At 55.5% G+C, this 12965-nt stretch carries 9 protein-coding genes; 8 read left to right on the plus strand and 1 reads right to left on the minus strand.

Translation table 11 applies throughout. From position 1 onward, the window contains the following. Nucleotides 1-78 precede the first annotated feature (78 nt). Complete coding sequence (locus DF283_RS02325; RefSeq protein WP_303673075.1) at nucleotides 79-2358, plus strand: tetratricopeptide repeat protein; 2280 nt, start codon at nucleotides 79-81, stop codon at nucleotides 2356-2358. Between the two features lie 34 nt (nucleotides 2359-2392). Here the strand turns inward: DF283_RS02325 and pgeF are convergent, their stop codons facing one another. Next, complete coding sequence (gene pgeF / locus DF283_RS02330; protein ID WP_303673076.1) at nucleotides 2393-3160, minus strand: peptidoglycan editing factor PgeF; 768 nt, start codon at nucleotides 3158-3160, stop codon at nucleotides 2393-2395. A 37-nt stretch (nucleotides 3161-3197) separates the two neighbouring features. Between pgeF and DF283_RS02335 the strand changes: the two genes are divergently transcribed. The 7 genes from DF283_RS02335 to mfd all read left to right on the plus strand — a co-directional run bounded on the left by DF283_RS02335 (nucleotide 3198) and on the right by mfd (nucleotide 12681). Beyond that, nucleotides 3198-3698: a hypothetical protein gene (locus tag DF283_RS02335; protein WP_303673078.1), complete on the plus strand. Its 501-nt coding sequence runs from the start codon at nucleotides 3198-3200 to the stop codon at nucleotides 3696-3698. Between the two features lie 34 nt (nucleotides 3699-3732). After that, the gene (locus DF283_RS02340; protein WP_303673079.1) at nucleotides 3733-4578 is read left to right on the plus strand and encodes a PleD family two-component system response regulator; all 846 of its coding nucleotides are present in this window, start codon (nucleotides 3733-3735) and stop codon (nucleotides 4576-4578) included. A gap of 381 nt (nucleotides 4579-4959) precedes the next feature. Then, on the plus strand, nucleotides 4960-6318 hold the full coding sequence (locus tag DF283_RS02345) for an acetyl ornithine aminotransferase family protein (protein WP_303673080.1): 1359 nt from the start codon (nucleotides 4960-4962) through the stop codon (nucleotides 6316-6318). 113 nt (nucleotides 6319-6431) lie between these two features. Then, nucleotides 6432-6929, plus strand: coding sequence for a hypothetical protein (locus DF283_RS02350; RefSeq protein WP_303673082.1), 498 nt, complete (start codon nucleotides 6432-6434; stop codon nucleotides 6927-6929). A gap of 192 nt (nucleotides 6930-7121) precedes the next feature. Then, complete coding sequence (locus DF283_RS02355) at nucleotides 7122-8210, plus strand: M20/M25/M40 family metallo-hydrolase (protein ID WP_303673083.1); 1089 nt, start codon at nucleotides 7122-7124, stop codon at nucleotides 8208-8210. Nucleotides 8211-8466: 256 nt separating this feature from the next. Further along, nucleotides 8467-9012, plus strand: coding sequence for a DUF192 domain-containing protein (locus DF283_RS02360; RefSeq protein WP_303673084.1), 546 nt, complete (start codon nucleotides 8467-8469; stop codon nucleotides 9010-9012). 27 nt (nucleotides 9013-9039) lie between these two features. Next, the gene (gene mfd / locus DF283_RS02365; RefSeq protein ID WP_303673086.1) at nucleotides 9040-12681 is read left to right on the plus strand and encodes a transcription-repair coupling factor; all 3642 of its coding nucleotides are present in this window, start codon (nucleotides 9040-9042) and stop codon (nucleotides 12679-12681) included. The last annotated feature ends 284 nt before the right edge of the window (nucleotides 12682-12965 follow it).

Below are 12965 nucleotides of genomic sequence, written 5' to 3' on the forward strand. Positions count from 1 at the left end.
ACCGGGTGGTTGGGCCTTTGCTATAATGGGCGAACCAATCCCCACAGGATGTCAACGCTGGAAAGAGGTTAGAGCAGAATGATGCAGCCCCGGAATTTTTGCCTGTTTTACAAAGCGCCACTGGCTTTGACTGTGACCCTTGGGCTAGCCTTTACGGCTTTGACGGGGAGTGGCTGGGCCTTGTCCCCTCAGTCCCGGCAATATTACCTGGAGGCCCAGCAGGCGGAGCTGCAGGGCAAGCTGGAACAGGCCGAGCAGTCCTTGCGCAAGGCCGTGGCCCTCGATTCCCAGGATTACCTGAACTTCGTCAAACTGGGCTCTATCCTCAACCAGCTGGGTAAGCCCAATGAAGCCCTCAGCTATTATCAGCAGGCTTTAAACCTGAACCCTCAGGACAATATGATCCTGTACAGCATGGGCGGTATTTACGAACAATTGGGCCAATACACCAAAGCCGAAGAGGCTTATGAGCTATGCCTGCAAAATAACCCCCGGTACCAGTTTGCCTTGCTCAATCTGGCCCGTACCGAAATCCAGCAGAAGAAGTATCCGCCCGCCATTGCCCACTATCAGCAATTTTTAGGAAAATACCCTGATCACTACGAGGCCCGCCGTCATTTGGCCAAGTTGTACCTTGTCAGCGGACAGGAATCGGCTTCGGTGAAAGAATTTGACATTCTCAAGCAGCGCTTCCCCAGCCGGTTTGAGGAACATCTGGATCTGGCCCGTGCCCTGACCGGCTCCAACGCGCCGGAACAGGCTTTGGAAGAGCTGAAAGTCGCCTACGCCAAGGAAGGTAGCAAGTCTGATATTGATGAGGAAATGGGGCGGGCCCATTCCGCTTTGGGGCAGGTGGATCTGGCCATTCAAAACTACCAGAAGGCCCTGGCCCTGAATCCCAAAAAGGATGACCTGCTGCCCCGTATTGCGGATCTGTACCGGGCCCAAAAGCAGTGGGCACCGGCTGCGGAAAATTATCAGCTGTACTTGAAAGCGCATCCTGATGCCCAAGGGGTGCGGCAGTCTCTGGCTACTACCTATCTGGACGCTGATAACTTCGAGGCGGCTTTCAATGAGTTGGGCCTGTTGCTTCAGGCTACGACTGACCCGCAGCAGCGTTTTTTAATCCAGAAGGATATGGCCTATTCCCTGCAAATGCTGGGCGATATGCCCAGGGCCATCACCCTCTCGGAGACCTTGCTGTCTGATCCGATGGCCCAAAAGGATTTGCAGCTCAAGTCCAATCTGGCCATTGCCTATCACCGGGAAGGCCAGTACGACAAGGCCGTAGACTTTTACAAGCAGGTTTACTATGCCGAGCCAGCCTTGCGGCAGCAGTTCAAGATCAATCGAGAAAGCCTGGGCAATGATCTGGCGGTGGCCCTCACCGCTCTGGGCGATGCCGCCTACAAGAGCAAGGACTTTAAACAGGCCGTTTCCCGCTATGGTGATGCCCGCCTGACCGCCGACACCAAGAATTTTTACCCGGATTTGGGTTTGGCCAACACCTATTACGCCATGGAGCTTTTTGAGCAGGCCAACGACGCCTACGGCAAGGTGCTGGAAAAAGATCCGGCAAACGTGACGGCCAAGCTGTACCGCACCAAGTTGGCCATGGCCCGGGCGACTGCCAATCCCACGGGCACCGGCAATGCCGCTCCGGTCGGGGTGTCGGATGCCAATATTAGTACGCTGGAATCATTGGCCCAGCAAAACCCCACCAATCAGGATGTTTTACTGACGTTGGCCAATGCCTACGAGCGTCAGGGTAACACCACGGCGGCCATCAACACCTATCAGAAACTGTTGGCGCTGGATGCCAACAATCCCGATTTGCTTTCCTCCATTGGCACCTTGTGGCAACAGGCGGGCAATCTGGAAAAAGCCCGGGAGCATTATTTAAAGGCCCTGACCCTTAATGAGCGCATGCCCTTTGTGCATTACAATCTGGGCATTGTGTATAACGAACTGGGGCAACTGGATCAGTCCGCGGAAGCCTATAAAAAGGCCATGAGTCTGGATCCGGCCAATAGCGACTCCCGCTACGGGCTGGCTGTAACTCTGGAGAAGCAGCGGAAGTATCAGGAGGCGCTGGATTCCTATCAGTCCTACATCAAAGACCCCTCCGCCAAATATACGCAGGAGGCCTTGACCCGTATTGAGCTGTTGAAGCAGGCCTTGGGCGCTACTTCTGGCGTGAAACCGGTTTCCGGCCAGACAGGAGCAGCCTCCGGCAACGCCGCTCAGGCCAGCTCGACGGGCTCATCGGCTGGTTCGAAAGGGAATGTCACCCCAGTCAACTCTATCGGGCAGACGGGTAAAGTTCAGCAGTCCCCCTTGCGGATTGAGCCCCACTAGCACGCCAGTTCTCTATGTGCTGGCGCTTTGCAGACTAAAGCGCTGAAAGCGGCTTTAATTCCAATAGAGCCACTTGCCGTCCAGTTTCGCCCCGGCGGTGAGACCAGAGCCGCTCGGGTTCGCACAGGGTGCAGGCCGGGAGACTGTCAATCTGGCTGATCCCCAAGGTCTGTAATTGCAAGGCGTTGACCTGCTTCAGGTCAATTTGGGGCTTGCCGTTGAGCGAAAGGCTGGTGTATTGGCGGGCGGTCACTTGGGGGAGGCTTTGGCCGACTTGCTCCGCCACTTCCGGCGAGACTTCATAGCAACATCCGCCAATGGAGGGGCCGATGACGGCTAACAACCGATGGGGGCTGGCCTGATATTGACTTATCAGGATCTGGGCCACTTTGGCGGTGATGCTCTGGGCGGTGCCACGCCATCCGGCATGAATGACCGCCCCAATGTGCCGATCGGGCTCGTAGAGGATGATGGGGACACAATCGGCCACCTGCACCATGGCGGCTACGCCGGTTTCGGTCAGGATGACGGCGTCGGTTTCCCGGTCGCAGGGGATGTCGTTCAATCGGAATTGGTCGGTGTGGGTTTGCCGAGGGAGGGTCAGTCGAGCGACCGAGAGCCCGGTGTGCTCGCAGACTAGCTCCCGGTTGGCTCGGGCCTGCGCCGGGGGGCAGGCTTGGCCGCCCAGCGTGATCGGCTTGCCGGTAAAACCGTGGATCACCCGTTCGGTGTAGGTATTGAGCAAGGCGGATTGATACAATACAAAAGGTTCGGTGATGACGGGTACAGCGGTTTTGGGCATTATGACTTCCCACAGGTTAATGAAACGGCTACGACCAATGGCTTCCATTATACTGGTGGGCCTGGCCCTGATGGCAAGCGCCGGGCAAGCGGGAGAGCCGGTGGGTTTGCGGCTGGACATTGAGCCCATCAAGCAAATTTACTCGGTGCGGGAAGGCTTGGTGGTGAAGCTGGTATTTAAAGCCACCCAAAGAACCAAGCTCTGTCTGGCCAAGGATATTCTTAGCCAGATGGATATTACCATTTCCCGTCCGGGTCAGGGCAAGTTGGCCTTGCAGCCCCTGGTGATCAAGGACAACAGCACTATTTTTCAGGAACCCATGAAGGTGCAATGGCTGGAAAGTGGCCAGAGCCTGACCTTGCGCGCCAATTTGAAACGCTATCATTTTTTGGATACGGATCAGTGGACACCGGGGGAATACCATGTCAGCGCCACCTTTAATTTGTGCGAGCAAACCCCCGCGGAAATGGTCACCGATCCGGGGCGGGAGATTCCGATCAAGGCCATCCGTCAGGGCTGGTTTATGATTATGATTTAAGGTGAGTGAGCAGAAGTTGGAAGCAGAGGTTGGTATGAAACAGGCACCGGACGCGATTTATATTGTCACCGCTTCTCCCGCCCGGGCAGAGGCTATTCAGCAGGTGATGGTGCTGCGGGGCTTTGACGAACTGATCTGTATGCCCCTGGGGGCCATTGACTGGAAGGCTGTGGAGCCCGCCAACCAACCCGCCCTGCTGATTGTGGATGCGGAGGGGAATGAGGCTGCCTTACTGGCGTTTATGGCCACTGTTCCTGCCGGGGTCAAGCCACTGGTTTTGGCGGATCGTTTTGAGGAGTCTCTGTTTTTGGCCTGCCACGATGCCGGGGCTCGTGACTTTATGGTGAAGCCGGTTCCCGATGCCTACCTGATGTCCCGAGTTATCAGCATGTTGCAGGAGCATCGGTTGGCCCAGATCGCCCGGCAAAAGGATCAGATTCTGGAAGAGTTGGGCGTGATTTCGGCTCGTTCTGGGGTGTTGACCACCAACTACCTGCTCAAGCAACTGGAAGTCGCGGCCCGGACGGTGGAGGCCGATCCTGCTCAGGACTTGAGCATACTGATGGTGGCCGTTCAGGGTGGACAGTCCAGTCTGTTGGGCAGTTTGCTCAAGGAATCCGCCCGGGGGCTGGATTGGGTGGGCGAATATTTTATGGACAAGTTTGTGGTGGTGTTGCCCCAAACCGGGAAACGAGGCGCTTTAGCATTGGGACGCCGGATTTTCCAGCGACTGCAGCAGGGTCCGGGCGGGGGGGTAGCGTCCGGTTTGCGGTTGCGTATGGGCGCGGCGGAATATAAAGGGTGTCGAAACTACGAGGAATTGCTGAATCAGGCCCTGAACCAATTGCAAGCAGAGCCGGAAGGGACTTTCCTGCGTTGAGAGATTTTTGCGTCAAGCGCTTAAAATTTTAGGCAAGCATCCCTTCACAACACGTCTGTAAAACTGCGCTCAGCTCAAACAAACTGTGGAATTGCTTTTGGCAAAGTTGCTCAGCATTGATCCTGAACGCGCTGGGCTCAAACAGTTACAAACGGTTGTGAAGGGATACTTACCAAATTCTAAAATTCGAAAAAGTTGAAAAGAAACACGTTTTGGATTTTAAAACGCTTTGCCCATTTTAACTTGGGGGTGTAAACCTGAACCGGCTCGGGGTATGATGATACCAGTGAAGGGCCGAGTCAGGGGGCTGCTTCTGTTGGTTTGTATTCAAGCGTTTCAAGCCTGAAAGTCAGGTCTGGGACATGTTGAGAGGGAAGTATCATGAGTAATCAGGCTGTGCTGTGGGAAGGCGCTATTCATCCGCAAATCAAAACGGCGTTACCGGGCCCCAAAACCAGGGCGTTGATTGAAAAGGACAGCCAGTATCTGTCCCCCTCTTATACCCGGGGCTACCCGTTATCCATTCAACGGGGCTATGGGGCCATGGTGGTGGATATGGATGACAATGTTTTTCTGGATTATTGCGCAGGCATTGCCGTGTGTTCCACCGGGCATTCCCACCCGGAAGTGGTGAAGGCCATTCAGGAGCAGGCCGCCCAGTTTTTGCACATGTCCGGTACGGATTTTTATTACACCGGCATGGCTGACTTGGCCCAAAAGCTGGCGGAAACCACCCCCGGTTCTCCCGATAAAAAAGTGTTCTTCGGCAATTCCGGCACCGAGGCCAATGAGGCGGCTTTAAAGCTGGCCCGGTATCATACGGGGCGTAAAAATTACATTTCCTTTTACCGCAGTTTTCATGGCCGTACTTATGGCTCCATGTCGGTCAGTACCAGCAAGGCCATTCAGCGGAAGCAGTTTACCCCGCTGATGCCCGGGGTCTTTCACGCCCATTACCCTTACTTTTACCGGGATATTTTCCAGAGCGAAACGCCAGAGGTGTGCGCTCAGGCTTGCCTGAATTATATTGAGGATTATATTTTTAAAATGCTGACCCCGCCGGATGAGGTGGCCGCCTTCATAGTGGAGCCTATTCAGGGCGAGGGTGGGTATGTGATGCCGCCTGCTTCTTTTTTAACCGGCTTGCAAGCGCTGGCCCGCAAGCATGGGATTTTGATTATTGCCGATGAGGTGCAGGCGGGCATGGGTCGCACCGGCCAGATTTGGGCCTCTCAGCTCTATCCCGGCTTTGAGCCGGATATCATGACCAGCGCCAAGGGGTTGGCCTCCGGCATGCCTTTGGGGGCCTGCATTGCCCGTTTCGACATTATGGACTGGGCACCGGGTAGTCATGCCACCACCTTTGGCGGGAATCCGGTCAGTTGCGCCGCCGCCTTGAAGACCTTTGAGTTACTGGAAAATGGCTTGCTGGAGAACGTGCGGGTGCAGGGGGCCTATCTCAAGGCTGGCTTGCAGGCTCTGGCCGCACGTGGCGATGTGATTGGCGAGGTGCGGGGCGAAGGGCTCATGCTGGGCATTGAAATCGTGGAATCGAAGGCCAGCAAGGCCAAAGCGCCAGACTTGCGCAACCGCATTGTGGATGAGTGCTTTTACCATGGCCTGCTCATTCTGGGTTGCGGAGAAAATTCCATCCGCTTTAGCCCTCCCTTGGTGATTTGTCAGGAGCAAACCGATAGCGCTCTAGCCATTCTGGAAGCGGTGCTGAAAAAACTGGCCTGACATGTTACGCTGGGGACTTTTGCGCTTCGGGCAGTCTGATGTAGGCTTTGATCGCATTCAAGTTCTGAGCGGGGATGCCGATAGGGTCATTAAGCAATCTGGTTTGAGAGCGTATGACTGACCCCAAGGCATCCGGCCATCAACGCCGCTGGTACGATGAAATTCCCAATCTGTCCCAGGCGATTCATATTAGCCAGGCTTTACCGCCGGAAGTGCAAGCCATCATCGCTCGTCAGTTGAATGAGGCCATTAATCAGCATCGTAAAAATCGCCGGGCGGACAAGCACGCATTCTCCCTCGGGGGGAGCCGAACCCTGGGCTTATACCGGGCCAGTTACAGGCGTCGCTGGTATGACCCCAACCCCTTAACCCATCGGGCCTTCAATTTAATGAGCAGTATTCCGGATGCCTATCTGGAGGCTCTGGCAATGCGAATCTTAACCACTGCCCAGCAAGTGGCGCAACAGAAGAAGTCCTCACCGTGGTACTCCGAGGAGTCCGCATGGGCTGATGAGGTTGGGGGCATTTTGCGGCAAAGCCCATTGGCCATGAGCCAGCGAAAGGACGGGTTGCGGTTAACCCGCGATTATCGCAGTCGCCCGACAGGCTAGGGTAATTGTTCGGCCAGACCGTTTGCAAGCGGCATGCGCGCTCGTGTTCAGGGCACGGGAAGCAAAGGGTAAATAAGGGATGAACAAAGGGTAGGCGGGTGGGAATGGCTGCGATACAATGAGTACGGGTTGACAGGTCTGCTGCCCGGGCGGGCTTTTTCCCCGGTTTGGACCCAAAAGAGGTGATTGAACATGGGTGTGGTTGAACGATTCCAGAGCATAGTGCCCATTGATAACCCATCGGGCCGGGAGTCCGCCATTCGGCAGGCCATTGAAGCGGCTTTGCGGGAAATGGGAATCTCGGATTGTAGTGTGGACGCTGCCGGAAATCTGTTCGTGCGGGTGCCGGGAAATTCGGGTAAAAAAACCATTATGCTCTCCGCGCACATGGACAGTGTTCCGCCTTGCGAGGGCATTGTACCCGTTCGGGATGAGCGGGCCGGGCGTCCTATTATCCGCTCGGAAGGGCGTACCATCCTTGGGGCCGATGACAAGTCCGGCATCGCCGTGGCCCTGGAGGTGGTTAGTCAACTGGCCCAGCAAGGCTTTCGGGAGAATCATCCGCTGGAGCTGTTTTTTTCCACCGGGGAGGAAGTGGGCCTGACCGGGGCCAAGGGCTTTGATATGAAGCAGGTGAGGGCCAGCTATTGCTACGTGTTGGATGGGGAAGGCCGGGTGGGGCTGATTTTTAACGCCGGGCCCTCGCAGGAGAATATCCAGATTGATTGTACGGGCCGGGCCGCTCACGCCGGGATTGCCCCGGAGGCGGGCATCAGCGCCATCCAGATGGGGGCGGCCTTGTGCGCCCAATTGCCCAGCGGTCGGCTGGCGGAGGACTTGACCTGCAATCTGGGGGTGATTCAGGGGGGCAGCGCCATGAACATTGTGGCCCCGGCCCTTTCTGTCAAAGGGGAAATGCGCAGTCATAACGAGGACAAATTAAGCCAGCTTCTGGGCACATATCAAACCGTTTGTCGGCAGGTGGAGGAGCGCTTTGCCGGTGGCTCGGTGGCCCTGAAAAATGTGCGTCGCTACGATCGCTTTTACGTGGACCCTGAGCAAGTGGTGATTCAGCGGGCGGTGCAGCATTGCGATGCGCTCAATCTGAGTCCTCAGTTGGCCCCAATGAATATTGGTTCCGATGCGCATATTTTGAACCGGAATGGTCTGCCCACGGTGGTGTTGGGCATGGGGTTTCATTATTCCCACAGCTTGGGAGAATTTATTTTCTGCGAAGAGCTGGAGCAAGTGTGCCAGCTGGTGCAGCGGTTGGTGGCTTGAGAACGCTCTCTTGAAATTCGGGGTTTACATTTCTTAAAGTTCTAACATCGAAACGGAAACGCCTGTTTTTATGCAAGTGTAAGCGACAAGCTACAAAGTTTTTCCACTACTTCTATCTACCTACTTTTCAAATCTACTCAGACAAAAAGTTTACCCGCCTCGGCGGGTTTTTTATTGCAAAGGCCAGCCCTTACTTTGACCCTGCGACTTGGCGTACAATAGAAAGGTTGAACCACCCAACCACGGCAATGTGTGTATGGTCGTCCTACCTCTTTTTTCCAGACAAGCTGGCTTGACCAAGCCGCTGATTGGCCTTTTGGCAGTCCTGATTGGCGTGCCTTGGGTGAGTAATACCATCTGGGCTCAAGACGCCATGCCGCAAACGGGTTTGCCGCTGACCCAGGTCAAGATGGGAGGGCGTCAATATTTGCTGGAGGTGGCCTCTACCCCGCAGCAGGCGCAAACAGGGCTGATGTATCGAACTTCGCTGCCTGTCAATGGCGGTATGTTGTTTCGGTTTCAGGAAACCCGCCCGGTGGCCTTCTGGATGAAAAACACCCTGATTCCGCTGGACATGGTGTTTATTCAGGCCGGGCGAGTGGTGCATATCGCCCATCAGGCTCAGCCTTGCCAGCAGGAGCCTTGTCCGATCTACTCCTCTCAAAAACCGGTGGATATGGTGATTGAACTGCCGGGAGGCACCGCCCGCAAGCATCATATTCAGGCTGGCGCCACAGTCCGATTGAGACCACTGGCTCAGGCTGTCCCGGCCCCCATGGCTTCTTCCGTGTCAAAACAGTAAAGGCTTATGACCCCTTCAGAATCCTCAATGTCCAAGCATTCGCTGGTCAATGTGACCGCTCCCCGGTTTATGCTGGAGCGCTTTCTGGAAACCGACTGGTTTCATCAGTTTGTGCGGGGCTTTGAGGCCAAGTTACATCATGCTTCCGCGGTTTTGCCGGAAGCGCATCTGGAAAATCTGGCCCATCCTTCGATCAAAGCGTTGACCATTGCCGCTACTTTCGAGCGACTGAATCAGCCCTTGGTGGTGGTCTGCCCCGATCCGCAAACGGCGGTGAAGTATGAATTTGAATTAAACCAGTTTCTCACTGAAAAAGTGGAGCGCTACCCGGCGGAAGATTTTTCGCCTTACGATTTGTCGGTGTTTCCGGTGCAGGCCCTCAAAAGCCAGTACCGTATCCTCAACCGGCTCAAGCAGGCCGAGCCTTTTGTGTTGCTGGTTTCTCCCAAAAATCTGCTGATCAAGCACTTGTCGCTGGAAGAGCTGGACGCCTACGCCATCAAGCTGCAACAGGGGCAGGTGATTTCTCCAGAGGCGGTGGTGGAGCAATGTCTGGCCTTGGGGTATGTGCGTAGCAGCATGATTATGGACCCCGGTGAATTTAGCAGCCGGGGCGATATTTTTGACCTGTACCCGGTCAACGGGGAGCCGGTGCGCATCGAGTTTTTTGGGGACACTATCGAGAATATCCGCATCATTGACGTGGACAACCAGCGCTCCATTGAACGGGTGCATGAGGTGGTGGCCATTCCCCGCTCGGGCTTGGTGTTGAATGCCGAAAATCGTGGGCGTTTGCCGGACTTGCTGCATCAGCGCTTGACGGTGCAGAAGAAGCATCTCTCCGGGGTGGAGCTGGAAGGTCTGCAAATGACCCTGGAGAACCAGATTCAGGGGCTGGAGCAATCGTTTTTGCCGGATGGCATTGATTATTACGCCCCCTTGCTGCATCAGGACTATAAAACCATCATTGATTACATTCCCAGGACGGCCATCGTGGTCATGGATGACTGGGCCTTGTTGGAAAACAATCTGGCGGGCCTGTCGGATCGCCTCAGGACCCAGGTCAGTCAGGGGCTGGAAAAAGGCCGTCTGCTGGATTTGGGCTTTGAGTACCACTGGACGGACGCCGAAGCGCTCACTCAGTTAAAGTCGCACGTGGCAGGCCGCATTTTTCTGGACACTCTGCCTCTCAGCGGGGACGGGCAGTTGGCTGAAACCACGGCGGGCCTGGAGCGCTGCGCGCTGGATGTCATTGGGGCCGAGCAGTTCAAGGCCGATATGCCCAAGGCCTGCGAGCATTTTCATCAGTTGCGCCGCCAGCAGGTACAGATTTTCATCAGTACCGATCACCCCCAGCGGGTGCTGGATGCCTGCAAGGAATGGGACGTCCCTGCCACGTACTGGACGGAGGAGGGCTTGGACCCCACCACCCTGCTGTCTGAAAGCCGGGATGTGATTATTTCCAAAATCGGCCCGCAGGATGGCTTTGTGCTGCCTGCTGAAAAAATCGCCCACTTCACGGACACCGAGCTGTACGGGCGTCGCCTGAAACGGGTCATGACGGCCAAGACCAAGCCTTCCAAGCGGGAAGACATCGATGTCATCAACTCCATTCACGATTTGCGCATGGGCGACTACGTGGTACATGCCAAGCACGGGATTGGCCAGTTTGTCGAGCTGACCAGCATCGTTATTGACGGCGAGAAGCGGGAGTACCTGAGCATCCAGTACGCTTCCAGCGACAAGCTGCATGTGCCCATTGACCAGTTGAACCTCCTGTCCCGCTACCGCGGCGCCGGTGAGAAACCGCCCAAACTTAGCAAAATGGGCGGCATGGAGTGGAGCAAGGTCAAGTCCAAGGTCAAAAAGTCCATTCAGGTCATCGCCCGTGATTTGCAGGCCCTGTACGCCGCCCGGGCCAAGGCACGGGGGCACCAGTTCGAGCCGGATACCCCCTGGCAGGTGGAAATGGAAGAGGCTTTTCCCTACACGGAAACCCCCGATCAGTGGCAGGCCATTCAGGACACCAAGCGGGATATGGAATCCGACAAGCCCATGGATCGCCTGATATGCGGGGACGTGGGCTTTGGAAAAACCGAGGTAGCCATCCGGGCCATATTCAAGTGCATTCTATCCGGCAAACAGGCTGCCGTGCTGGTCCCAACCACCATTTTGGCTCAGCAGCACTTCAATACGCTGGTGGAGCGCTTGTCCCCCTACCCCATGCGGGTGGGCTTGCTCAGCCGGTTTCGCTCCCCGCAGGAGCAAAAAGAGGTCATTGCCCGCCTGAGCATTGGGGAGTGCGACGTGGTGGTGGGCACCCATCGCCTGCTGCAAAAGGATATCAAGTTCAAGAATCTGGGCCTGGTGGTGGTGGATGAGGAACAGCGCTTCGGGGTGGCCCACAAGGAGAAAATGAAGCAGCTCAAGACCGAGGTGGACGTGCTGACCCTGTCGGCCACACCCATTCCCCGCACGCTGTATATGGCCCTCTCCGGTATTCGGGAAATGTCGGTCATCAACACCCCGCCCATCAACCGGGCGCCCATTAAAACCTTCGTGGGGCCGTACAACCCGGCCCAAATCCGCATGGCCATCCTGCAAGAGGTGGATCGGGGCGGACAGGTGTACTTTATGCACAACCGGGTGCAGACCATCTACGCCAAGCTGGAGGAATTACAGGCCCTGGTGCCGGAAGTACGCTTTGCCGTGGGTCACGGGCAAATGAACGAGCGTGATTTGGAAAACGTGATGCTGGATTTCGCCCAGCACCAGTACGATGTGCTGCTGTGTACCACCATCATTGAAAGCGGTCTGGACATTCCCAGCGCCAACACCATCATTCTGGATCGGGCGGACCGGCTGGGGCTGGCCCAGTTGTACCAGATTCGCGGGCGGGTGGGCCGCAGCAACGTGCAAGCCTACGCCTATTGCTACTACGACCCGGAGCGCAACCTGACCGAGGACGCTCGGGATCGTCTGCGGGCCATTCGGGAGTTCACTTCTCTGGGCAGCGGCTACCAGATTGCCCTGCGGGATCTCGAAATTCGGGGGGTGGGCAACGTGCTGGGTTCCGAGCAGCACGGACACATGGTGGCGGTGGGCTTCGATCTCTACTGCCAAATGCTGGAAGAGTCCATCCACGAGTTGCAAACGGGGGAAGTGGCCGAAGAAAAAGAACCAGCCATCATCGATATCAACGTCACGGCGCTCATTCCCGACAAATGGGTGGGCGATCGCGATGTGAAGCTGATGGAGTACAAGCGCCTGGCCAGTGTGGACAGCGAGTTGGCCATCGAGATTATTCAGGCCGAGTGGAAAGACCGCTTTGGCGATATTCCCAAGCAAACGCAAATGTTGGTAAATTTAGTCCGGCTGCGGATCTTGGCTACAGCGCTCAATATTCCGCAAGTGCGGGCCGATGATGAATCGTTGCGCATTACGGTGCCTTACACCCTGCAAGAGTGGTTGTTCCTGCAAAAGCAGTTGCCGGTGGACATTGGGCGCAAAGCTCGCTGGGTGCCGGGGGTGACTTCCAAGCAGGGCAGCTTGCCGGTGCTCATTGTGAAATTGCTGGCCATGACCGGGGAAGATCAAGTGGAGTTCCTGACGGAGCTATTTACCCACTTGCACAAAATTATTAACGAAACCGCTAAAGCGGGCTATTAAGAAGAATAAGTTTAATAATTCTGGAATATATTTTTTAAATAATTATTGTCTAGAAAATACATTTACCTTCCTTTAAGGGCAATTCATAATAGTTTGTAATCTTGAAACCTTTTTATGTTTCTGATTGACTAAAAAATATGACATATTTTTTAAAATTGGAGATTTTTTAGAGCCAATACGGTAACTTTGGGTTAGAATTCCAGGGTTTAGAAGAGGATAGAGTATGCCTTGGAAGCCCTTGAGTGACGAGCAATGGGAACTGATTGAGCCAGTGATTCCCAAGC

The sequence above is a fragment of the Vampirovibrio chlorellavorus genome, from assembly GCF_003149375.1.
Lineage (GTDB): Bacteria > Cyanobacteriota > Vampirovibrionia > Vampirovibrionales > Vampirovibrionaceae > Vampirovibrio > Vampirovibrio chlorellavorus_B.